This is a genomic window from Anaerococcus vaginimassiliensis, from assembly GCF_900626155.1.
GTDB lineage: Bacteria > Bacillota > Clostridia > Tissierellales > Peptoniphilaceae > Anaerococcus > Anaerococcus vaginimassiliensis.
On the sequence record NZ_LR130844.1, the window covers coordinates 1 to 20,845 of the forward strand.

Sequence of the window (20,845 nt, forward strand, 5' to 3'; positions counted from 1 at the left end):
TGTACCATATTTTTTGTTTAGAGCTTGTGTGATTGCTGCTGTTGTTGTTGTTTTACCGTGGTCAACGTGTCCGATTGTACCAATATTAATATGTGGTTTGCTTCTTTCAAATGTTTGTTTGCTCATTTAATCCTCCTATTATACTCATATAACATATAATACCATAAAACAAGTAAAAGTTCTATTAATTTTATTATATCTGATAGTTTAGTTTTTTAAAGTTTTTAATTTAATAATAATCTTGAAATAATATTTTCTCATTGTATAATATTATGTGTGCCACTTTAGCTCAGTAGGTAGAGCGCTTCCATGGTAAGGAAGAGGTCCTCGGTTCAATTCCGGGAAGTGGCTCCATTTTTTTGTTTATTTTCACCAATCTATTATTTTTATAAATTTCAAATTTTAACTTTTATTAGTTCTTAAGCAAAGTTTTTATTTTACCCACAAATACATAACGCATTACCTATAACATTATTTGTATCCAATATTTAATTTTGGGTATATATACTAACAAGTAATAAGGAGGAATTTATGAAGTGGAATGATAGGAGACGTTCGTCTAATGTTAGCAGAGGATCCAAGGCTCCAGTTGCTGTAGGCGGAGGTATTGGTGGATTAATCTTGGTATTAGTCCTTTATTTTCTAGGTGTTGATCCAAGCGTTGTAACAGATCAACAAGCAGGCCAAAACCAACAAGTTCAAACTAGTGAAGTGTCTGAAGAAAGAGAAACTATGGAAGATTTTCTCTCAGTAATTCTTGCAGATACAGAAGATGTTTGGCATAACAAATTCGAAGAAAGCGGCAAAACTTATAACGAAACAAAATTGACTTTTTATCAAGATTCTACAAAGGCAGGTTGTGGAGTAGCTCAATCTAGAATGGGCCCTTTCTATTGCCCAGTCGACCAAACTATTTACTTTGATGTTTCTTTTTATAATGATTTAAAGAGCAAATTTGGTGGAGGAGGTGACTTTGCCCTAGCTTATGTTCTAGCTCACGAAGTCGGCCATCATGTTCAAAATGAACTTGGTATTATAAAGCAAACTAGTGATCTTAGACAAAAGTTATCTGAGACCGAATACAACAAAGTTTCAGTAGCCCAAGAGCTACAAGCTGATTATTTTGCAGGTCTATTCGCCTATTATGTACAAGAAAAGGGATACCTAGAAAAGGGTGATATAGAAGAAGCAATGACCGCGGCTGCAGCTATTGGTGATGATAGAATTCAAGAGATGGCTGGAATGGATGTAAATGTTGAATCCTTTACTCACGGGTCATCTGAACAAAGAAAAGAAGCCTTCGAACTAGGTTATAAATACCATGATATAGATCACTCTATGAAGTTTTTCGAAGATATAGGATTATACTAAAAAAGAGCTATTAGATATTACTCTAATAGCTCTCTTATTTTTTATCTTTAATACAATTTGGACAAACTCCCCTGTAGATTACTTCTACATTATCTATCTCGTAGTCTTTCAAATAATCTGGATATTCGATATTATCAACATCCAAATCTTCTATTTCGCCACATGATTCACATATAAAATGTCCATGATTTGTTTTCTTAAATTCGTACCTTTTGCTAGACATGTTAAAGTCAAGTTCTTTTACAAGTTTATGTTCAACTAATAAATTTAAAGTATTATATACTGTAGCTTGACTTATGACAGGATCTATTTTCTTTAGATCTTTATAAATAGTATCTGCCGTTGGATGGGTTGGATTCATTATCAGATAGTCTAATATTAGAAGTCTTTGATGAGAAACTCTTATATTATGACTAGCCAATAGGTCTTTTAGTTGAGGTATCCTATTTTCATATTTTTCTTTTCTTAAATTTCCTATTAGTTTCTCCATTTTTTCCTCTTTCTAATATTAGAATTATTCTATAATACTACTATACATTATTAGTGTAAAGCTGTCAAATTACACAAAGAAAAAGACCCTGGAAAGGGCCTTTAATAAATATTAGATTAAGCTAATTCTACTTCAGCACCAGCTTCTTCTAATTTAGCTTTTAGTTCTTCAGCTGCATCTTTTGCAACACCTTCAGCTACTGCTTTTGGAGCAGCATCTACTAGAGCTTTAGCGTCTTTTAGACCAAGTCCAGCTGCATCTTTAACAACTTTGATTACGTTGATTTTTGCAGAACCAGCTGATTTAAGAATTACGTCGAATTCAGATTTTTCAGCTGCGCCAGCTTCTGCACCACCTGCTGCTGCTACTGGAGCTGCTGCTACTGCTGCTTGAGCTGTTACGTCAAATTCTTCTTCGATTTCTTTTACTAGTTCAGATAGTTCAAGAACTGTTAGTGCTTTAATTTCTTCTAATAGGTTTGTTACTTTTTCACTTGCCATTATTATAATTCTCCTTTAATTTTTCTTAAATTTTAATTTTTATTTTGATATTATTCTTCGCCTGCTTGTTCTTTTTTCTCACGTACTGCATCAAGTACAATTGCAATCTTAGCAACTGCATTGTTAAGATCTCCTGCAAGAGTTCTAATTGGTGCTTGTAATACGTTAGCTAGCATTGAGTGTAGAACTTCTGTTGATGGTAATGTAGCTATTTTCATCATTTGTTCAGCTGTTTGATAATTACCTTCTACAACACCTGCTTTAAGAACTAATTTTTCTTTTTGTTCGTCGCCTTCTTTTGTGTAGTCAACTGCTACTTTTGGTCCGTTTACTAGGTCTTCATTTGAGAATATAAGAGCATTTGATCCTTTAAGATCATCTATTAGCTCATCATATCCTAGTTCTTGGAAGGCAAATCTCATCATTGTATTTTTGTATACTTTGTATTCTGAGTTGCTTTCTCTAAATTTGTTACGTAGGTCTGTAATTTCTTTTACATCCATACGATCAAACCCAACTAATGTAACAGATTGAGAATTTTCGATTTTTTCTTTAATCTCATCAACTACTACTTGTTTAGCAGCTATAGCTTTTTCGCTCACTATTTCACCTCCTATAGGCTTTGGTAGGTATATAAAAATCCCCACAAAGAGGCACCTTTAAAGTGCCTACATCGGTGGGGATGTAGATTCTTCTTCCCACCTATACGCAATTATTAAACATTTCTGTCTGCGTAGTCTTTGGTAGCCTGTTTATTTGACTTAATTATTATATCACAAAATAAATTTATTGCAAACTTATTTTTCGACTAAATCCATAGCTCTTGCTGGAGATAATTTTACTCCAGGACCCATAGTTGATGCAAGAGTAACTGATTTCATGTATTTACCTTTTGCTGAAGCAGGTTTTGCCTTTGCAACAGCTGTGATAAGGCTTCTGATGTTTTCAGATAATTTTTCTTTACCAAATGAAACTTTTCCTGTTGGAACGTGAATTAGGTTTGCTTTGTCTGTTCTGTATTCTACTTTACCAGCTTTAATTTCTTCTATTGCTTTTTTAACATCTGGTGTTACAGTTCCAGTTTTTGGGTTTGGCATAAGACCTTGTGGTCCAAGTACTCTACCAAGTCTACCAACTGTTCCCATCATATCTGGTGTTGCTACTACTACATCAAAGTCTAACCATCCTTCATTTTGGATTTTAGCAGCTAGATCATCTCCACCTGCATAGTCAGCTCCTGCAGCTAGTGCTTCATCAATTCTATCTTCTTTTACGAAAGCTAGAACCTTTTGTGTTTTACCTGTTCCGTGAGGAAGGATTACTGTTCCTCTTACTTGTTGGTCAGCGTGTCTGCTGTCAACACCAAGGCTGAAGTGTAATTCAACTGTTTCATCAAACTTAGCGCTTGCTGTTTTTTCAATTATGTCTAGAGCCTCGTCTAGTGTGTATTCTTTTTGTGAATCGAAAGATTTTTTCGCTTCTAAATATCTTTTTCCTTTTTTAGCCATTTAATTCCTCCTGTGGTTATGCGATTTTACTCTCCCACTAATCTTCTACAGTAACTCCCATACTTCTTGCTGTTCCAGCTATCATACTTACAGCTGCTTCTAAGCTTGCTGCATTAAGATCTTGCATTTTTGTGTTTGCAATTTCTTCAAGTTGGCTTCTTTTGATTGATCCAACTTTATTTTTGTTAGGTTCTCCTGAACCCTTGTTTAGATTGATAGCTTTTTTGATTAATACTGGTGCTGGTGGTGTTTTTGTTATAAAGTTAAATGTTCTATCTGTATAAATAGTCATTTCTACCGGTATAATCATTCCAGCTTGGTCTGCTGTTTTTGAATTAAATGCTTGCACGAATTCCATAATGTTGATTCCGTGTGGACCTAGTGCTGTACCTACTGGTGGTGCTGGAGATGCAGCTCCTGCTGGTACTTGTAATTTAACTATTGCTTTTACTTCTTTATCTGCCATTTTTACCTCCTTGTGGTCTTAGTCGGGTTTCCCCTCCCACTAACTTCGACAGTTACTAAATAGTTTCGATATCAGTAAAGTCTAAATCTATTAGGGTATCTCTACCAAACATATCTACAAAAGCTTTGATAGTTCCCTTTTCAGAGTCTATTTCTTCAACCTTGGCAACAAATCCTTCGAAAGGACCACTTATTATGTTTACATCATCGCCAACATTGACATTGATATTTAATACTGGTTTTTCGTCTTTTACACCAAATTTTCTAACTTCTGCTGGTGTAAGTGCAACAGGCTTTCCGTCTGGACCAACAAATCCAGTTACGCCCTGAGTGTTTCTTATGATATACCAACTCTTGTTGGTTATATTCATCTTAACCATTACATATCCAGGAAATAGCTTTCTAGTCTTTACTTTTTTAGTGTCATTTTTTACTTCGACATATTCTTCTGTAGGCACGGTAACTTCCAGTATATCTGGGTTTTGTTCATTGTCAATCATCATTTGAATCTTATCATTGACTCTGTTTTCATATCCAGTATAGGTGTGTACCACATACCATCTTGCTGAATCTTTGATGTTATCTGATTCACTCACTTCAGATTCTTCTGTCAAAGCATCTTCATTAACTGATAAGTTTTCTTCTTTATTTTCTGAAAAATCGTGAGAATCTGTCATCATGCACCTACATAATCACTTGAAGTAGGGCTTGGAAGATTTTATCAAGTAGCCAAATAGCTACTGCTGTAACTGCTGATATTGCAATAACTAGTGAAGAATATTCAACTGCAGTGCTTTTAGTTGGCCATTGTATCTTCTTAAACTCTCTTGATACGCCAGAAAAGAAAGAATCCTTTTTCTTAGCCATTGTATGCTCCTACTTTGTTTCTCTATGAACAGTGTGTTTTTTACAGAATGGACAATATTTTTTTAGTTCAAGTCTTTCGCTATGATTCTTTTTATTTTTTGTTGTATCATAGTTTCTATTTTTGCATTCTGTACATTCCATTTTTACTTTATCTGCCATAAAACACCTCCTATTTATTTATACGGATACTTCCATACAATGTATGATAATACCCTCTTTGTAGGTATTTGTCAAAAGATATTAATCGTTTTTTGAAAGTTTTTTATAAAAGTTTTCTCTTTTTGAAATCAAAAACTTTCTCATGTCGTTTAAATCGTGATTTGAAAAGCATTGATCTTCATAATCTAATAGAATATCTTCTATATCTTCAAGTTCAAATACTCCCTCATCATACATTTTACCTAATAAGTTTTGTTCTTTGTCATAATAAACTCTTGGTGGGTATCCATCAAGCTTCGATGTATCTACTACTATATAAGAGTCTTTGGAGTACACTTTATCATTAACAACTAAAACTCCTTCTTTTATGTTTATTTCTCTACCTGAGTAGTTATCTTTCATTATAAAGCTAGACCACTGCTTTTTATTTGATCTACAATTTCTTCTACACAAGCCTTGGCTAAATCGTCAGTTTCTGCTTCTACCATTACTCTAACCAATGGCTCTGTACCTGAAGCTCTCACCAAAACTCTACCAGAATCTCCTAGTTTATTTTCTATCTCAGATATTTTACCTAGCACTTCTTTATTTTCTAAACATTCTTCCTTGCTCTTGACCTTAACATTTATAAGCTCTTGTGGATAGATTTTTAAATCTCTTGTTAGTGCATTTAGGTCAGTTTTAGCTTCAATCATAGCTTCCATAATTTTAAGTGAAGTTAGTATTCCATCTCCAGTATTAGCAAATTTCTTATAAATTATATGACCAGATTGTTCCCCACCTAACTCATAGCCGTTCTCTTCCATTTCGGCGTGAACGTATTTATCTCCTACAGCTGTCTTGACATAATCTATACCAAGTTCATCAAAAGCTTTATACAAACCAATATTGCTCATTACCGTAGTAACTACTGTATTTGATTTTAAAGCGCCTTCTTTTTTCATATGTTTTGCTGATATATAAAGGATAGAATCTCCATCTATAATATTTCCTTTATTATCAACTGCTATACATCTATCTGCATCACCATCAAAGGCAAATCCTATATCTAAATTATTATCAAGTACATATTTTTGTAGGTTTTCAATATGAGTTGAGCCTGCGTTATTATTTATATTAAATCCATTAGGATCTGCATTTATTACGAATGTATCTGCTCCTAGTGCGTCATATACAGGTTTTGCTATAGTAAAGCTTGCACCGTTTGCACAATCTAGTCCAACTTTTATGCCTTCGAAAGATCTGGTTACTGTTTGAATTAAGTAGGCAATATATCTATTTCTTCCGCCGATAAAATCAACTGTTCTACCTATATTATCTCCTACAGCTAAGTCGATATCTTCTATATCGCTGTCAATATAAGCTTCAAGTTCTTCAAGGAAAGAATTTTCCATCTTTTCACCTTCACTATTTATAATCTTGATACCATTATCATAGTAAGGATTGTGACTTGCAGTAATCATGATTCCGCAATCAAAGTCTTCTGTCTTTGTTATATAAGATACTGAAGGTGTTGGAGTAACGTGCATTATATGTGCATTTGATCCTGAAGATGTTATGCCTGCACATAGGGCATTTTCAAACATATAGGATGATCTTCTTGTGTCTTTCCCTATTAGAATTTTCCCAACTCCATTATCACCTTCCTTAAAATAATCTCCTACAAATCTTCCGATCTTAAAAGCGTGGTATACATTGAGGTTTTTATTAGCTTCGCCTCTAAAACCATCTGTTCCAAAATATTTCATATTATCTCCTTATTATTTAAAATAGTAAATCTAAATACTCACAAGATATTATACCCCTAAGATAAATAAGAAAAAATATGGGTAACTATAATCTAAGGAGGATAAGATGAGTTTCAAAGATTTAAATAATGAAAGTTTATATATAAATGGAAAATATGTACAAAGTACTAGTAATAAATGGATAGAAGTAGAAAATCCTGCCACAGGTGAAATCATCGGAAAAGTACCAAAAGCAACTAACGATGAGATTAATCAAGCCTGCGAAAGTGCTTATGAAGCCTTTAAAAGTTTTTCCAAAACTAGCCTTGATGAGAGGATTTCTTATATAGAAAAGTTTAAAAATTGGTTGACCCGCCATGAAGATGATATCATGGATACAATCTTACAAGAGCTTGGTGTTCCTGTGAAAATTGCAAAACCTGGGCAATTTGATAAGCAAATAAAAAGAATAGATGTCTTTATAGACCAAGCAAGAAAAATCGATTATAAGATTGACATGAAGGGTGGTTTCGTTAGAATGGAGCCAATTGGAGTAGTTGCAAGTCTTACTCCTTGGAACTATCCACTAGGTCAAATAATAATGAAAGTTATTCCTGCAATCCTTATGGGTTGTACTGTAGTTCAAAAGCCAGCATCAGATACACCACTAACCGCTTATTTTGTGGCAAAAGCCTTTGATGAGATCGGTCTACCTAAGGGTGTGTTTAATCTAATTACAGGTTCAGGTGCAGAAGTTGGAGATATATTAAACACCAATCCATATGTTTCAATGGTATCTTACACAGGAAGCTTAAATGGAGGATCATCTTCAGCAAAAAATGCTATGGAAACAGCTAAGAAAGTAGTTCTAGAGCTTGGAGGAAAATCTCCTGCTGTCTTTATAAAGGGAGCTGATATAAAAAACGGTATAAAACAAGTCCTTGATAGAGTCTACCTAAATGTCGGTCAAACCTGCTCTTGCCTATCTAGAGCAATCATAACAGAAGATATATACGACGAAGTAATTAATGAGTTTATCAACCAATATGAAAACTACCCAGTTGGAAATCCTACAGATGATTCTACTGTAGTAGGAACACTTTCTAGTAAAAAACAATTTGATAAAGTTAAATATTTTATAGAAGAAGGAATAAAAGAAGGTGCAAATCTCATCAAAGGTGAAGTTCCACAAGAAAATGAAGTTGGCTATTATGTGAAACCAGCAATTTTCACTGATGTAAAGCCAGGAATGAAAATTCATGATGAGGAAATATTCGGACCTGTCCTTTCAATAATCAAGGTAGAAGATAAATATGAAGCAATAGAAGTTGCAAATGCAACTGACTTCGGTCTATCATCAGCAGTATTCGGAGAAGAAAATGAAGCCTTAGACATAGCATATCAAATAAAAGCTGGAGATGTATATCTAAACTCCTTTGGAGGAAGCTCTGAGCTACCTTTTGGAGGTTACAAGCAATCAGGAATAGGAAGAGAAGGTGGAAAATTCGGCCTAATGGAATACCTTGAGCCAAAATCAATCCACACTGCCTAAAAAAGAGGGTTCATTCCCTCTTTTTTATTTGCTATAATAAATGTATGAAGAAATTAGATTATTTACCAAAAACAAATATTAAAATGATTCATGTAGATGGATCGTATTCTTTTGGAGTTGATTCCATAATTTTGGGCAATTTCGCCAAGATGAAAAAAGATAAAATCCTCCTTGATATTGGTGTAGGATCTGGTGTTTTATCTTTTCTTGCAAATAGCTTGTATGACTTAAAAAAGGTATATGCGGTTGAAATCCAAAAAGACAAAGCAGATTTATTAAAAGAAAATATTAAGTTAAATAAGCTTACTAATATAGAAGTAATAAATGACGACTTAAATAATATTAATATAAAAGAAAACTCTCTGGATTATATAATTACCAATCCTCCTTACTATAAAATAAGTGATAATATTGGTAACAAGAACGAGGAGTTTCTGATATCTCGTCAAGAAAAATATCTAAGTCTTGATGATATTTTTTCTTTTGCTAACAAATCATTAAAAGATAGAGGCAGGCTCTTTATGATTCACAAGCCAGAAAGAATGGTGGAAATATTCCAAAAATCAGGAAATATAAAAGCCAAGAGAGTTCGTTTTGTTCAATCAAGAAGTGGTGAAAAACCACAATTTATTTTGATCGAATTTGTTAAAAATGCAAAAGATGGACTAAAAATTGAACCTACCTTAAATATATACGAAGGAAAAATCTATAGTTCAGAGATGAAGAAGATAAACGATATGGAGGAAGAATAATATGGATTATCAAATATATTTTGTACCAACCCCTATTGGTAACTTAGAAGATATGACTATTAGAGCTATAAACGTCCTAAAAGAAGTAGACGTTATTGCTTGTGAGGATACTAGAGAAAGTAAAAAACTCCTAAACTTTTATGATATAGATAAGCCATTAACTTCATATCACAAGTTTAACGAAGTTAGCAAATCAGAAGAAATCATCGCAGAAATAAATAAAGGTATGACCTATGCAGTTATTACTGACCAAGGCATGCCAGGAATATCTGATCCTGGGCATATTCTTATTAAAAAATGCATTGAAGAAAATATCACCTATACAATACTTCCTGGAGCAAGTGCAATAGTCACAGCTCTTGTAGGGTCTGGATTTGATAATGACAAATTTACTTATTATGGATTTATCCCAAAGAAATCAGCTGACAAAAAAGCTTTCTACAAACTTCTAGTTAATGAGGAAAAAACATCAATAATTCTCGATACTCCTCACAATTTCGAAAAGACCTTAAATGATTTCAAAGAACTCTTCCCAGAAAGAAAATTATGTATAGCAAGGGAATTGACTAAAAAGTTTGAAGAGTATCAAAGTCATATTATTAGAGATCTTTCAATAGAAGATGTCACCCTAAAAGGCGAGTATGTCTTAATCCTTCAAGGAGCTTTAAAAGAAGAAAAGCAAATAACTGACTATAGGGAAAGTATTTTAGAAAAAATAGATGAAGGGATGAGAACAAAAGATATTGTAAAATCAATCAAAAAAGAATCAGGACTATCTAAAAATGAAATTTACGAATATGTATTGGAGCTTAGCAAATGAGAAGAAAAGACAGAGAAAAAAGTAGAGACTTCGCCCTAAAAGTAGTTGACGCATCTTCATTTGGTGTAATGACTATAAAAAATACAGGCTATTCTATTCCTTTAACTTTTGCAAGAGATGGAAATTTCCTTTACTTCCATGGAGCAAAGGTTGGAATGAAAAATGATTTATTAGCTACAAATTCTGAAGTTAGAATCGTATTTGTTGGAGAAAATCACTTGCCTGATAATGTTTCTGATGAGGAAATTAAAAAAGACAAAAAGAAAATAGCTAGTCTTTTCACCCTAAAATATGAATCAGCTATAATAGAAGGTAAGTGTGAATTAATTACTGAAAAATGCGAAAAAGACCAAGCTCTAGCTTTAATTTGTAAGAAATTTTATGATAAAGTCGATTCGTATATAGACTCTGCTATACAAATGAGTGGTGATATAACCGAGTGTTATAAAATAAAAATAGATGCTATAGAAGGAAAATCTAACATTTAAAAGGGAGCTTATCATAGCTCCCCTTTTTTGACAATTATATTTATGCTTTTAAAGAATCTTCATCAGATCACTTATATCATCTATGTGATAGTTGGCATTTTTTCCTTCATTTGGATTTCCATAGCCATAATTCGCAAAGATTGTTTTTTTTCCATTCATAAATCCTGCATTTATGTCTTCTTCTCTATCTCCTACCATGATATAATCGTAATCTACATTTTCTCGTAGGATTTTGTATTTTTCAGTAAAATTGTAGTCTTCTCCAACAAAGTATTTATCAAAATAATCATCAAGACCAAAGACCTGTCTTGCTTCGTCCATGTAGGCTTTGAGGCACTTGCTTAGAATATATAAGTCATATTTTTCTTTCAAATATCCTAAAGTTTTATAAGAGTTTTCGTAAAGTGCCCCGTATTTTTTAAGATTTTCTCTAATTCTTTTTCCATTTTTTGCTATTAGATCATCCTTGTTAGAGTCATCTTTTAAAATATCGTCCCAACAATCTTTTGGACTCATTCCTATATATTTTTTATAGTTAACTGTCTTTGGATCTATGCCTATTTCAGATAAGGTTTCATGGAGAGCTCTTTTATATACTAGTTCTGTTTTGTGAATCGTCCCATCAAAATCAAATATTATAATCATAGGATATCCATGAGATTTGCCATTTCTATTGCAGCAAGGGCAGCTTCACTTCCCTTGTTTCCTGCTTTAACCCCTGATCTTTGAAGAGCTTGATCTATAGTATCTGCTGTTATAACACCAAAGATAACTGGTTTTTCACTTTCGAGACTTACATTTGCAACTCCCTTAGATACTTCCGCACACACATAGTCAAAGTGAGGTGTATCTCCACGAATAACAGCTCCTAGACAAATTACTGCGTCATATTCTTCTTTTTTTGCAAGTTTTTTGGCTATTAATGGAATTTCGAAAGCACCTGGAACTCTTATTATATCTATATTTTCATCCTTTGTTTCGTGTCTTTTTAGAGTATCAAGGCAACCTTCTACCAACCTATCTGTTATAAAGTGGTTAAATCTTGCTACCAAAACCGCATACTTCTTGTCTTTTGAAACTAAATTTGCACTATAATCACGCATTTTTTCTCTCCTTAAATTCTTCTAGTTCATGTCCCATTCTTTTTGCCTTTATTTCAAGATATTTTCTATCTGTATCATTTGATTTTATTTCTATTGGACATCTTGATGCTACATTGATTCCGTATTTTTCCAACTGATTAATTTTATCTGGGTTATTTGTCATTAGATTAACTGACTTTACACCTAGTCTTTCTAGCATTTCAGAAGCTATTTTATAATCTCTCATATCTTCTGGAAAACCAAGTTCTAAGTTAGCATCTACAGTATCATAGCCATTTTCTTGTAGCTCATAAGCTTTTAGTTTGTTAAAAAGTCCTATTCCCCTGCCTTCTTGTCTTAGATATAACAAAACTCCTTCGCCATTTTCTTCTATATTTCGAAGGGCCTTGTGAAGCTGACTACCACAGTCACATCTTCTTGATCCTAATACATCACCTGTTAAGCATTCGGAATGTATCCTAGTTAGGACACCTTCTTTTCTTATATCTCCTTTTGTAAGAGCTATATGTTCTTTGCCAGTTTTCCTATCCAAGAAACCATAAGCCTTGAAGTTACCATATTCACTTGGCAAATTAACTGGATTTGTTGATAAAACATCTACTTCAAGACTTTTTCTATATTCTTGAATTTCCTTAACTGTAGTGACTTTCAAATTGAGTTTTTGAGCAAGTTTTAACAAGTCCTCGCCCCTCATCATATGTCCATCATCTGCCATAATTTCACAGCAAACTCCAACTTCCTTTAGACCAGCAAGTCTCATAAGATCAATAGTAGCTTCAGTGTGACCGTCTCTTTCTAATACTCCTCCGTCTTTAGCTATTAGGGGAAATACATGACCAGGTCTTCTAAAATCGCTTGGCTTTGTATTGTCATTAGCTAAAGCTCTAATAGTATCCGCTCTCTCAAAAGCTGAGATTCCAGTAGTGGTATCTATATGGTCTATAGAAATTGTAAATGCTGTTTCGTGATTATCAGTATTTTCTTTAACCATTGGACTTAAAGCTAGATTTCTTGCAACATCCTTTCCCACAGGTGTGCAAATCAAACCCTTAGCGTAGGTTGCCATGGTATTAATCATCTCGCCAGTAATATTTTCACCAGCACAAATCATATCACCTTCATTTTCCCTATCTTCGTCGTCAGTTACTAAGATTATTTCGTTATTTTTAAGTGCTTCTATCGCTTCTTTTACTCTATTCATCTATAATAAGTCCAACAATGAACTTCTATCCTCCTTTTTCTCACTTCTGTGAAGTTTTTCAACTATCCTAGATAATATATCAGTTTCTAAATTGACAAGGTCGCCAACTTTTTTATTTTTAAAATTTGTCCTAGCAATTGTTTCTGGAATCAAGGAAACTTCAAATATGTCGTCTTGTTCAAAAGAAACCGTAAGTGATATTCCATCAATCGCTATAGATCCTTTATTTACAATGTATTTGCTGATTTCTCTGTTGGTTTTAAACCTATAAACATTCTTACTAATTGAAATAAGTCTACCAACTCCATCAATATGACCTTGGACTATATGGCCATCTAACCTATCAGAAAATCTAAGTGCTCTTTCGAGGTTAACCTCTTTTCCCAAGATATTCCTGTCAAATTTAGTTTTCTTCAAAGATTCATTCATTATATCTGCCTTATAATATGAATCGGTCATCTCTGTAACAGTGAGGCACACTCCATCAGTCATTATAGAATCGCCAAGTTTTGTACCTTCCAAGACTTTCTTGCACGCAATTTTTATTTTGACTGTGTCACTATTTTGTTTAAATTCTATGACTTTTCCTAGTTCTTCAGCTATTCCTGTAAACATTATTTACCTCAAACATTACATCGCTTCCAAATCTTTTTATCTCATCAATCCTAAATCTCTTGGCATCTTTTATAAGTTTTGCACCTTTTCCTACAAAGGCAGACCTAGAATTTTTACCAGAAACTACTATGGGAGCCATAAACTGGTATATTTTATCAACTAGATCAGCCTCTAAAAATGAATTGTTAAGGACCGACCCACCTTCAACTAGGACTGAACCGATATTTAATTCATATAATCTATCAAGCAAATCATTTAGGTCGACGCTTCCATTTTTATCCTTACAAGCTAGAACCTTAACTCCTTCACCTAAGTCTATTTTAGAGTTTGTGGCTATTATTGTTTTATTATCTGAATTTTCTTTGAAAACTTCATAACCTAAATCAAGCTTAGCCTTACTTGTGACTATCACCCTAAAAGGATCAATTCCATTTGTGATTCTTGAAGTAAGCCTAGGATTGTCAGTTTCTAGTGTATTTCTTCCTACGATAATTGCATCGTAATCACTTCTTAGCTTGTGAACATATAATCTCGACTCTTCATTACTAATCCATTTAGAATCAAAATTTTCAGTGGCAATTTTCCCGTCAAGACTTTGAGCATACTTTAAAGCTACAAGAGGTCTGTTGTATTTCATATTGAAGAAAAACTTTTCATTTAATTTTTCTCCTTCTTCTTCTAAAACACCAGTAATAACTTCAATTCCAGCTTCTTTAAGCTTACTAATACCATCAACTTTTGGATTCGTATCAGTATTTGCAATTACTACCCTCTTAACTTTTCTTCTTATGACTTCATCTACACAGGGAGGATGTTTGCCAAAGTGAGAACATGGCTCAAGATTTACAACAAGTGTTGCACCTTCTGCTGATTCATTAAGATTATTAAAACAATCGATTTCTGCATGGTTATCATAATAGCTTTTATGGTAACCTCTAGCAATTATTTTTCCATCTTTATAAAGGAGCGCTCCAACCATAGGATTAGTTAAAACCTTTCCACTACCCTTAAGGGCTAGGTCAAAACATTCTCTCATCAAGTTATCATAATTCATATCTTCTCCTTTTGGAGACTAAAAAAAGTCCCCATTCAGGGACTTAGAATTTTATATTTATGCAAAAATGAGCATAGAAAAACTCTTCTTTCATCCAGACTATACTGTCGGTATCGGAATTTCACCGATTCAGCTTGCGCTCGCAGACTTTACTGCCGGTGGAGACTTACACTCCGCCCTGAAGATTAACTTTATTATTAACTTAATATTAGTATAAGACATGGATAACGTTTTGTCAAGTGTATTTTTGCATTTTTATGTAATAATTAATGAACTATTGTATTTTCTAACATTTGCTTAAAGATAAATTATTTTTTATTTTTTAAAAAAAGATACATCGCGAAATCTTTTTCCTATTTATAAAACTATCCATTAATAATTTTAAAATCACAATAAAAAAAGAAGCCGAAGCTTCTTAAATTTATTATTTGTTTTTTCTGTTTTTTCTCTTTGCAGCGTCATTTTTTTTCTTTCTTATAACGCTTGGTTTTTCGTAGTGTTCTCTTCTTCTGAATTCAGAAAGTACACCGGATCTTGCGCATTGTCTTTTGAATCTTTTGATTGCACTATCGATTGATTCGTTTTCTCCAACTCTGATCTCTGTCATTTGCTATCCCCCCTCTCGTATTCGCACAAATGTTCAAATCAGCCTGGTGGCCACTTAAATCCTCGGCCTCCAAGTACATGAAAATGCAAGTGAGGTACAGTTTGTCCCCCATCTTCGCCAACATTGCTTATAACTCTGTAACCTTTATCATTAAGACCCTTATCCTTAGCTATCTTTTTGATAACATCAAATATGTGGCCTACTATTCTAAGGTCAGTTTCATCTAAGCTGGCTATGCTTTCTATGTGCTTTTTTGGTATTACAAGAAAATGGATAGGTGCTTGTGGATCTAAATCGTTAAATGCAATTACATCTTCGTCTTCATAGATTACATCAGAAGGTATTTTTCCATCTGCAATCTTACAAAATACACAATCCATACTTCACCCCCATTGGTATATATTCTACCACAATCAAATTTTCTAGTCAACAAATTCCACCCATAAACTTACCTTTTTAAAAGGTTTAAAATGGGTATATACTAATAACGGAAGAGTATAGAAAGGATTTATAATGAAAATTTTAATTTTAGGTTCTAATGGTGGAGTTGGGTCAAAAGTAACAGATATTTTAAAGGAAAATGACGCAGACTTTACTGCTAGCGTTAGAAATGAAAAAAAGCTAGAAGAACTAAAAAATAATGGTATAAACGTAAAATTGATAGATGTTGTTAATGATTCTATAGAAAATATGGCAGAAAGCTTTAAGGGATACGATAAAATATTATTTTCTATAGGAGCTGGCGGCAAGGGTGGAGCTGAAAATACAGTCAAAGTTGACCTTGACGGAGCTATCAAAACTATGGATGCCGCTAAAAAAGCAGGAATAAAACAATATTATATGGTATCAACTTGGGATTCATCAAGAGAAGCTGTTGACAATCCAGACGACCCTATCAAAATTTATACTATTTGTAAGCACTATGCAGACTTATATTTGAAAAATAATTCTGGCCTTACCTATACTATAATTCACCCATCATCACTAAATGATGAAGAAGGTAAGGGCTTAATAGAAGTTACTAATACCCACTCAACCAAAGTGGCAGTCGATAAATCTATATCACGTAGTGATGTAGCTGAGGTTGTTAGCAAATTACTTTTAAGTGATGGATTTAAAAACAAATCTATACAAATTGCAGCTGGAGATAACCCTATAGATGAGGCTTTAGCAAATATAGAATAAACAAAAAGACAGTTTTTAACTGTCTTTTTTCTATACAAGCTTTCCAATTAGTTCATCATCTTTTATTTTAGTAATCAGACAATCTCTTATCTCATTATCATCTATCTCATCTTTGACATTTACTCTTAGGTAGTTTGTTGAATATCCTGACTTATAACCATCCATGTCGGATTTAGATTCAAAGAGAACTGATAAAGTTTTTCCTATTTGCTTTTCCAAGAATTCTCTCTTGTTTACTTGTTCAATCTCTTCTAATTCTTTTAGTCTTTCTTTTTTGATATTTCCATCAACTTCTGGATTCATAGTTGCAGCCTTAGTTCCATCTCTTTTAGAGTATTTGAATAAATGAGTTTTGGCAAATTTAATATCTTTTACGAAATTCTTTGTTTCTATGTGATTTTCATCAGTTTCAGTTGGAAATCCTACTATGATATCAGTAGTTAGACCTGCATTTGGGAAAACTTCTCTGATTAGGTCAACTTTCTCCTTGAAAATTTTGGTATTATACTTGCGGTTCATTGCCTTTAATATGTCGTCAGATCCAGATTGAAGAGATAGGTGGAAATGATCACAGGCTTTTTTAGTCTCTCTCATCCTTTCTAGGAATTCCCTTGTAATATGTCTAGGCTCCATACTTGATAGTCTGATTCTCTCTATCCCATCTGTCTTTGCAACTTCTTCTATTACATCTATTAGGCTAGTTCCATTTTTTAAATCTTTGCCGTAACTTGATACATGGATTCCTGTTAGGACAATCTCTTTGTATCCATTTTTGGAAAGTCTCTTTGCTTCATTTCTGATAGATTCCATATCTCTACTAGAAATATTTCCCCTAGCATAAGGTATTAAACAATATGAGCAATACATATTACAGCCATCTTGGATTTTCATGTAGGCTCTTGTCATTGCTTCTTGGTTAGATATTTCTAAGTCTTCTATAGTTTTAGTTTCACTTAGAGATAAAACCTTATCAATTGCTCCCTTATTTTGGAGTACATCTTCACAAAGATCTACTACTTCTTCTTTATTTCTAGAACCCAGTACAATATCAACTCCCTCAATTTGAGAAACTTCTTCAGGTTTAACCTGTGAGTAACAACCCATTACAGCAATAACAGCTTCTGGATTGTCACGTCTTGCCCTAGATATCATCTGTCTAGATTTTCTATCAGACATATTTGTTACGGTACATGTGTTTATGACATATATGTCTGCATTTTCTTCTTTTTTCTTGTAACCTCTAGCTTCGAAAATTTCTTCAACCGCTTCTGACTCGTATTGGTTGACTTTACAACCTAGAGTTATTATATTAAATGTATTATTCATTAATCAAAAAAATCCTTAACTTTGCTAAAGAATGATTTTTCTTCTTTAACTTCTTCGCCACTTATATTAGCATAAGCTTCTAGAGCTTCTCTTTGCTCCTTGTTAAGCTTAGTTGGAGTTAAGACTTTGACATAGAAGTAAAGGTCTCCCTTTCTTTTTCTTCTCTTATCTTCGATTCCTTCTCCTTTGATTACAAATTTAGTTCCTGTTTGAGTTCCATGAGGAATCTCAAATTTCCTTGTATTTTTAAGGGTAGGAATTTCTATTTCTCCTCCAAGAGCAGCCTTAGTAAAACTTATTGGCATTTCGTAGTATATGTTTAGACCATCCCTTTTAAATATCTCATGTTCACTTACTCTAATTACTAGATAAAGGTCTCCATTAGGTCCGCCATTTTCTCCGACATGACCCTTGCCAGATACTCTCATAACATTGTTATTTTCAACACCTGCAGGTATATCTACTTTTACTTTCTCAGATTTAAATTCTTTACCTGATCCCTTGCAATTTGGACATGGTTCTTCGATTATTTCTCCTGTTCCAGAACATTTATCACAAGTTACAGTTCTAGACATGGTACCAAAGGCAGTTTGGCTAACTTCGTTATAGGCTCCTCTACCGTGACACTTATCACAAGTATGAACCTTGTCTGGATCTTTACTTTTCTTGCCATCACATACATGGCAGGTTACTTCATGTCTTATCTGAATTTCTTTACTTACTCCAAAGGCAGATTCTTGGAAGGTTAAGTTTATGACTTGTTGGATATCATCTCCCTTGGTTGGCCTGTTGGCACTTTGACCTGATCCAAAGCCACCACCAAAAATATCTCCAAACAAATCACCAAATATATCACCAAATCCACCTTGGGAAAATCCTCCAAATCCACCAGCGCCACCAGCTCCTCCTTCAAAGGCAGCTGATCCAAATCTATCGTATTGGCTTCTTTTCTCTTCATCGGAAAGAATTTCATAGGCAAGTGTTGCTTCCTTAAATTTCTCAGCAGCTTCTTCATTGTCTGGATTAAGGTCTGGATGGTATTTTTTGGCAAGTTTTCTGTATTCTCTTTTAATTGATCCTTGGTCAGCAGTTTTATCTACACCAAGTACTTCATATGGGTCTCTCATTTATCCTCCATCCCACTAAAAAAAGCTATTTCACTATGGAAATAGCCTCTTTTATTTTTATATAATTATACTCTCTTGATAATTACTTGCAATCTTTTAGTATTTTGATTTATTCTTCGTCTTCGTCTATAACTTCGTAGTCAGCATCTACTACATCTTCATCTGTTGAGCCTTCTGCTCCAGCTTCTTGACCTTGATACATTTTTTCACTCATTGAGTAAATCTTTTGTGTCAATTCTTCTGTTTTAGCCTTGATATCTTCAGTATTGTCAGATGCAATAGCTTCTTCTAGATCTTTAATCTTAGCCTCTACTTCTTCTTTTTCAGGACCTTCAAGTTTTGCTTCTTCTATAGTCTTTTTAGCTTGGTAAACAAGGTTTTCTGCATTGTTTTTAGCGTCTATTCCTTCTTTTTTCTTCTTATCTTCTTCAGCAAACTTTTCAGCTTCTTTTACTTTTTTATCGATTTCTTCTTCTGATAAGTTAGAAGATGAAGTAATTGTAATCTTTTGTTCTTTTCCTGAACCTTGGTCCTTAGCTGTTACGTTTACTATACCGTTAGCATCAATATCGAAAGTAACTTCGATTTGTGGAACACCACGTCTTGCTGCAGGTATACCTGTTAGTTGGAATCTACCTAGTGTAGTATTATCTGCTGCCATCTCACGTTCACCTTGAACAACATGGATATCTACTTCAGTTTGTCCGTCAGCTGCAGTTGTAAATACTTGAGATTTCTTTGTTGGAATAGTTGTATTTCTTTCGATAAGTTTTGTAGCAACTCCACCTAGTGTTTCAATACCTAGTGATAGAGGTGTTACGTCAAGTAATAATAAGTCTTTAACTTCACCACTTAGTACACCACCTTGGATAGCTGCACCTAAAGCAACACATTCGTCAGGGTTTATATCTCTTTGAGGTTCTTTTCCAATTAAGTTTTTAACTAGTTCTTGAACTGCTGGAACTCTTGTAGATCCACCAACTAGAAGAACCTTCTCGATATCGCTTGCTGATAATCCAGCATCTTTTAGGGCATCTTCTACTGGTTTTTTAGTTTCATCTACTAGATGTTTTGTTAGTTCATCAAATTTAGCTCTTGATATTGTTTTTTCTAAGTGAACAGGTTGACCATCTACTGCTGTTATAAATGGTAGAGATACGCTTGTTGTAACTGTTGAAGATAATTCTTTCTTAGCTTTTTCTGCTGCATCTTTTAGTCTTTGCATAGCTGTAAGATCTTTAGTTAAGTCTACACCAGTTTCTTTTTTGAATTCACTTGCTAAGAAATCTACTAATGCGTGGTCGAAGTCATCTCCACCTAGTTTGTTGTTACCTCTTGTAGATAGTACTTCAAATACTCCATCTCCTACTTCTAGGATAGAAACATCAAATGTACCACCACCAAGGTCATATACCATAATCTTAGATTGATCAGTTTCTTTGTCCATACCATAAGCAAGAGCTGCTGCTGTTGGTTCGTTTATAATTCTATCTACCTTTAGTCCTGCTATTTGTCCAGCATCTTTTGTAGCTTGTCTTTGAGCATCTGTAAAGTATGCAGGTACTGTGATAACTGCGTTTGTAACTGTATCATTTAGGTAGCTTTCAGCATCTGCTTTTAGTTTTTGAAGAATCATTGCAGAAATTTCTTCTGGTGTGTAAGTTTTACCATCAATTTCTGGTGTCTTCCAATCAGTTCCCATTTCTCTTTTAACTGATGCGATTGTTCTATCTGGGTTTGTTAGTGCTTGTCTTTTTGCTGTTTCACCAACAAGTCTTTCTCCATCTTTTGAGAAAGCTACTATAGATGGTGTAGTTCTATTTCCTTCAGCATTTGGAATTATAGTAGAGCTTCCACCTTCCATAACTGCTACTGCTGAGTTTGTAGTACCTAAGTCAATTCCTATAATTTTAGCCATATAATTTTCC

The 20,845-nt window shown here is 33.8% G+C and carries 27 protein-coding genes, 1 tRNA gene and 1 riboswitch; of the genes, 7 read left to right on the forward strand and 21 right to left on the reverse strand.

Features of this window, described 5'->3' with window-relative positions; genetic code table 11:
• Positions 1–126: GTP-binding protein (locus E0D87_RS00005; protein ID WP_242618461.1), on the reverse strand; the 126-nt coding region annotated here is incomplete at its 3' end.
• Positions 127–278: 152 nt separating this feature from the next.
• Between E0D87_RS00005 and E0D87_RS00010 the strand changes: the two genes are divergently transcribed.
• Positions 279–354 (forward strand) — tRNA-Thr (locus E0D87_RS00010).
• Positions 355–531: 177 nt separating this feature from the next.
• A complete protein-coding gene (gene ypfJ, locus E0D87_RS00015) occupies positions 532–1,371 on the forward strand; it encodes a KPN_02809 family neutral zinc metallopeptidase (protein WP_130818829.1) in 840 nt (279 codons plus the stop codon).
• A gap of 34 nt (positions 1,372–1,405) precedes the next feature.
• On the opposite strand, the gene E0D87_RS00020 is transcribed toward ypfJ, so the two are convergent.
• The 10 genes from E0D87_RS00020 to glmM form a co-directional block, all read right to left on the reverse strand.
• The gene (locus E0D87_RS00020) at positions 1,406–1,861 is read right to left on the reverse strand and encodes a Fur family transcriptional regulator (protein WP_130818830.1); all 456 of its coding nucleotides are present in this window, start codon (positions 1,859–1,861) and stop codon (positions 1,406–1,408) included.
• Positions 1,862–1,977: 116 nt separating this feature from the next.
• A complete protein-coding gene (gene rplL, locus E0D87_RS00025; RefSeq protein WP_004835340.1) occupies positions 1,978–2,361 on the reverse strand; it encodes a 50S ribosomal protein L7/L12 in 384 nt (127 codons plus the stop codon).
• Between the two features lie 50 nt (positions 2,362–2,411).
• On the reverse strand, positions 2,412–2,963 hold the full coding sequence (gene rplJ / locus E0D87_RS00030) for a 50S ribosomal protein L10 (RefSeq protein ID WP_130818831.1): 552 nt from the start codon (positions 2,961–2,963) through the stop codon (positions 2,412–2,414).
• 195 nt (positions 2,964–3,158) lie between these two features.
• The gene (gene rplA / locus E0D87_RS00035; protein WP_004835257.1) at positions 3,159–3,869 is read right to left on the reverse strand and encodes a 50S ribosomal protein L1; all 711 of its coding nucleotides are present in this window, start codon (positions 3,867–3,869) and stop codon (positions 3,159–3,161) included.
• A gap of 37 nt (positions 3,870–3,906) precedes the next feature.
• Positions 3,907–4,335 carry a 50S ribosomal protein L11 gene (rplK, locus tag E0D87_RS00040; RefSeq protein WP_004835247.1) on the reverse strand — a complete coding sequence of 143 codons (429 nt, stop codon included), beginning with the start codon at positions 4,333–4,335 and terminating at the stop codon, positions 3,907–3,909.
• Positions 4,336–4,390: 55 nt separating this feature from the next.
• On the reverse strand, positions 4,391–5,011 hold the full coding sequence (gene nusG / locus E0D87_RS00045) for a transcription termination/antitermination protein NusG (protein WP_004835292.1): 621 nt from the start codon (positions 5,009–5,011) through the stop codon (positions 4,391–4,393).
• Positions 5,012–5,018: 7 nt separating this feature from the next.
• A complete protein-coding gene (secE, locus tag E0D87_RS00050; RefSeq protein ID WP_004835212.1) occupies positions 5,019–5,201 on the reverse strand; it encodes a preprotein translocase subunit SecE in 183 nt (60 codons plus the stop codon).
• Positions 5,202–5,210: 9 nt separating this feature from the next.
• Positions 5,211–5,360, reverse strand: coding sequence for a 50S ribosomal protein L33 (gene rpmG / locus E0D87_RS00055; RefSeq protein WP_004835249.1), 150 nt, complete (start codon positions 5,358–5,360; stop codon positions 5,211–5,213).
• An 81-nt stretch (positions 5,361–5,441) separates the two neighbouring features.
• Positions 5,442–5,762, reverse strand: a complete 321-nt coding sequence (locus tag E0D87_RS00060) for an aspartate 1-decarboxylase (aspartate alpha-decarboxylase) (protein WP_130818832.1) — start codon at positions 5,760–5,762, stop codon at positions 5,442–5,444.
• Positions 5,762–7,108, reverse strand: a complete 1,347-nt coding sequence (gene glmM / locus E0D87_RS00065; protein WP_130818833.1) for a phosphoglucosamine mutase — start codon at positions 7,106–7,108, stop codon at positions 5,762–5,764. The genes E0D87_RS00060 and glmM overlap by 1 nt, the downstream gene beginning before the upstream one ends.
• Before the next feature lie 106 nt (positions 7,109–7,214).
• Between glmM and E0D87_RS00070 the strand changes: the two genes are divergently transcribed.
• From E0D87_RS00070 to E0D87_RS00085, 4 genes are read left to right on the forward strand one after another with little or no spacing between them, the layout of a single operon-like run.
• Positions 7,215–8,639 (forward strand): aldehyde dehydrogenase family protein, encoded by a 1,425-nt coding sequence (locus E0D87_RS00070; protein WP_130818834.1) that lies wholly within the window; start codon positions 7,215–7,217, stop codon positions 8,637–8,639.
• A gap of 44 nt (positions 8,640–8,683) precedes the next feature.
• A complete protein-coding gene (locus E0D87_RS00075) occupies positions 8,684–9,391 on the forward strand; it encodes a tRNA1(Val) (adenine(37)-N6)-methyltransferase (protein ID WP_130818835.1) in 708 nt (235 codons plus the stop codon).
• A 1-nt stretch (position 9,392) separates the two neighbouring features.
• On the forward strand, positions 9,393–10,211 hold the full coding sequence (gene rsmI, locus E0D87_RS00080) for a 16S rRNA (cytidine(1402)-2'-O)-methyltransferase (protein WP_130818836.1): 819 nt from the start codon (positions 9,393–9,395) through the stop codon (positions 10,209–10,211).
• Positions 10,208–10,699 carry a pyridoxamine 5'-phosphate oxidase family protein gene (locus E0D87_RS00085; RefSeq protein ID WP_130818837.1) on the forward strand — a complete coding sequence of 164 codons (492 nt, stop codon included), beginning with the start codon at positions 10,208–10,210 and terminating at the stop codon, positions 10,697–10,699. The genes rsmI and E0D87_RS00085 overlap by 4 nt, the downstream gene beginning before the upstream one ends.
• 48 nt (positions 10,700–10,747) lie before the next feature.
• Here E0D87_RS00085 and E0D87_RS00090 read toward each other — a convergent pair whose 3' ends face one another.
• The 7 genes from E0D87_RS00090 to E0D87_RS00120 form a co-directional block, all read right to left on the reverse strand.
• Positions 10,748–11,344: an HAD family hydrolase gene (locus tag E0D87_RS00090; RefSeq protein ID WP_130818838.1), complete on the reverse strand. Its 597-nt coding sequence runs from the start codon at positions 11,342–11,344 to the stop codon at positions 10,748–10,750.
• A complete protein-coding gene (gene ribH / locus E0D87_RS00095) occupies positions 11,341–11,802 on the reverse strand; it encodes a 6,7-dimethyl-8-ribityllumazine synthase (protein ID WP_130818839.1) in 462 nt (153 codons plus the stop codon). The genes E0D87_RS00090 and ribH overlap by 4 nt, the downstream gene beginning before the upstream one ends.
• Entirely contained in the window at positions 11,795–13,003 is a 1,209-nt protein-coding gene (gene ribA / locus E0D87_RS00100; protein WP_130818840.1) for a GTP cyclohydrolase II, read from the reverse strand. The genes ribH and ribA overlap by 8 nt, the downstream gene beginning before the upstream one ends.
• Positions 13,004–13,618: a riboflavin synthase gene (locus E0D87_RS00105; RefSeq protein WP_130818841.1), complete on the reverse strand. Its 615-nt coding sequence runs from the start codon at positions 13,616–13,618 to the stop codon at positions 13,004–13,006. It abuts the gene before it with no gap.
• Positions 13,599–14,672, reverse strand: a complete 1,074-nt coding sequence (ribD, locus tag E0D87_RS00110; RefSeq protein WP_130818842.1) for a bifunctional diaminohydroxyphosphoribosylaminopyrimidine deaminase/5-amino-6-(5-phosphoribosylamino)uracil reductase RibD — start codon at positions 14,670–14,672, stop codon at positions 13,599–13,601. Before ribD ends, E0D87_RS00105 begins: the two co-directional genes overlap by 20 nt.
• Before the next feature lie 78 nt (positions 14,673–14,750).
• Positions 14,751–14,862: riboswitch (FMN riboswitch) on the reverse strand.
• A gap of 234 nt (positions 14,863–15,096) precedes the next feature.
• A complete protein-coding gene (gene rpsU, locus E0D87_RS00115; protein ID WP_130818843.1) occupies positions 15,097–15,279 on the reverse strand; it encodes a 30S ribosomal protein S21 in 183 nt (60 codons plus the stop codon).
• Between the two features lie 38 nt (positions 15,280–15,317).
• A complete protein-coding gene (locus tag E0D87_RS00120; RefSeq protein ID WP_130818844.1) occupies positions 15,318–15,659 on the reverse strand; it encodes a histidine triad nucleotide-binding protein in 342 nt (113 codons plus the stop codon).
• 133 nt (positions 15,660–15,792) lie between these two features.
• On the opposite strand from E0D87_RS00120, the gene E0D87_RS00125 reads away from it, so the two are divergent.
• Positions 15,793–16,464 carry an NAD(P)H-binding protein gene (locus E0D87_RS00125; RefSeq protein ID WP_130818845.1) on the forward strand — a complete coding sequence of 224 codons (672 nt, stop codon included), beginning with the start codon at positions 15,793–15,795 and terminating at the stop codon, positions 16,462–16,464.
• Positions 16,465–16,494: 30 nt separating this feature from the next.
• Here the strand turns inward: E0D87_RS00125 and mtaB are convergent, their stop codons facing one another.
• From mtaB to dnaK, 3 genes are all read right to left on the reverse strand, one after another.
• Complete coding sequence (mtaB, locus tag E0D87_RS00130; protein WP_130818846.1) at positions 16,495–17,790, reverse strand: tRNA (N(6)-L-threonylcarbamoyladenosine(37)-C(2))-methylthiotransferase MtaB; 1,296 nt, start codon at positions 17,788–17,790, stop codon at positions 16,495–16,497.
• Positions 17,790–18,917: a molecular chaperone DnaJ gene (gene dnaJ / locus E0D87_RS00135; RefSeq protein WP_130818847.1), complete on the reverse strand. Its 1,128-nt coding sequence runs from the start codon at positions 18,915–18,917 to the stop codon at positions 17,790–17,792. The genes mtaB and dnaJ overlap by 1 nt, the downstream gene beginning before the upstream one ends.
• 109 nt (positions 18,918–19,026) lie before the next feature.
• A complete protein-coding gene (dnaK, locus tag E0D87_RS00140) occupies positions 19,027–20,835 on the reverse strand; it encodes a molecular chaperone DnaK (protein WP_004835260.1) in 1,809 nt (602 codons plus the stop codon).
• Positions 20,836–20,845 lie beyond the last annotated feature (10 nt).

Bases quoted from the DNA above. Each gene is read 5' to 3' on its own strand.
- ypfJ (WP_130818829.1), top strand. From the start codon at position 532: ATGAAGTGGAATGATAGGAGACGTTCGTCTAATGTTAGCAGAGGATCC.
- E0D87_RS00020 (WP_130818830.1), bottom strand. From the start codon at position 1,861: ATGGAGAAACTAATAGGAAATTTAAGAAAAGAAAAATATGAAAATAGG.
- rplL (WP_004835340.1), bottom strand. From the start codon at position 2,361: ATGGCAAGTGAAAAAGTAACAAACCTATTAGAAGAAATTAAAGCACTA.
- rplA (WP_004835257.1), bottom strand. From the start codon at position 3,869: ATGGCTAAAAAAGGAAAAAGATATTTAGAAGCGAAAAAATCTTTCGAT.
- rplK (WP_004835247.1), bottom strand. From the start codon at position 4,335: ATGGCAGATAAAGAAGTAAAAGCAATAGTTAAATTACAAGTACCAGCA.
- nusG (WP_004835292.1), bottom strand. From the start codon at position 5,011: ATGACAGATTCTCACGATTTTTCAGAAAATAAAGAAGAAAACTTATCA.
- secE (WP_004835212.1), bottom strand. From the start codon at position 5,201: ATGGCTAAGAAAAAGGATTCTTTCTTTTCTGGCGTATCAAGAGAGTTT.
- rpmG (WP_004835249.1), bottom strand. From the start codon at position 5,360: ATGGCAGATAAAGTAAAAATGGAATGTACAGAATGCAAAAATAGAAAC.
- E0D87_RS00060 (WP_130818832.1), bottom strand. From the start codon at position 5,762: ATGAAAGATAACTACTCAGGTAGAGAAATAAACATAAAAGAAGGAGTT.
- glmM (WP_130818833.1), bottom strand. From the start codon at position 7,108: ATGAAATATTTTGGAACAGATGGTTTTAGAGGCGAAGCTAATAAAAAC.
- E0D87_RS00070 (WP_130818834.1), top strand. From the start codon at position 7,215: ATGAGTTTCAAAGATTTAAATAATGAAAGTTTATATATAAATGGAAAA.
- E0D87_RS00075 (WP_130818835.1), top strand. From the start codon at position 8,684: ATGAAGAAATTAGATTATTTACCAAAAACAAATATTAAAATGATTCAT.
- rsmI (WP_130818836.1), top strand. From the start codon at position 9,393: ATGGATTATCAAATATATTTTGTACCAACCCCTATTGGTAACTTAGAA.
- E0D87_RS00085 (WP_130818837.1), top strand. From the start codon at position 10,208: ATGAGAAGAAAAGACAGAGAAAAAAGTAGAGACTTCGCCCTAAAAGTA.
- E0D87_RS00090 (WP_130818838.1), bottom strand. From the start codon at position 11,344: ATGATTATAATATTTGATTTTGATGGGACGATTCACAAAACAGAACTA.
- ribH (WP_130818839.1), bottom strand. From the start codon at position 11,802: ATGCGTGATTATAGTGCAAATTTAGTTTCAAAAGACAAGAAGTATGCG.
- ribA (WP_130818840.1), bottom strand. From the start codon at position 13,003: ATGAATAGAGTAAAAGAAGCGATAGAAGCACTTAAAAATAACGAAATA.
- E0D87_RS00105 (WP_130818841.1), bottom strand. From the start codon at position 13,618: ATGTTTACAGGAATAGCTGAAGAACTAGGAAAAGTCATAGAATTTAAA.
- ribD (WP_130818842.1), bottom strand. From the start codon at position 14,672: ATGAATTATGATAACTTGATGAGAGAATGTTTTGACCTAGCCCTTAAG.
- rpsU (WP_130818843.1), bottom strand. From the start codon at position 15,279: ATGACAGAGATCAGAGTTGGAGAAAACGAATCAATCGATAGTGCAATC.
- E0D87_RS00120 (WP_130818844.1), bottom strand. From the start codon at position 15,659: ATGGATTGTGTATTTTGTAAGATTGCAGATGGAAAAATACCTTCTGAT.
- E0D87_RS00125 (WP_130818845.1), top strand. From the start codon at position 15,793: ATGAAAATTTTAATTTTAGGTTCTAATGGTGGAGTTGGGTCAAAAGTA.
- mtaB (WP_130818846.1), bottom strand. From the start codon at position 17,790: ATGAATAATACATTTAATATAATAACTCTAGGTTGTAAAGTCAACCAA.
- dnaJ (WP_130818847.1), bottom strand. From the start codon at position 18,917: ATGAGAGACCCATATGAAGTACTTGGTGTAGATAAAACTGCTGACCAA.
- dnaK (WP_004835260.1), bottom strand. From the start codon at position 20,835: ATGGCTAAAATTATAGGAATTGACTTAGGTACTACAAACTCAGCAGTA.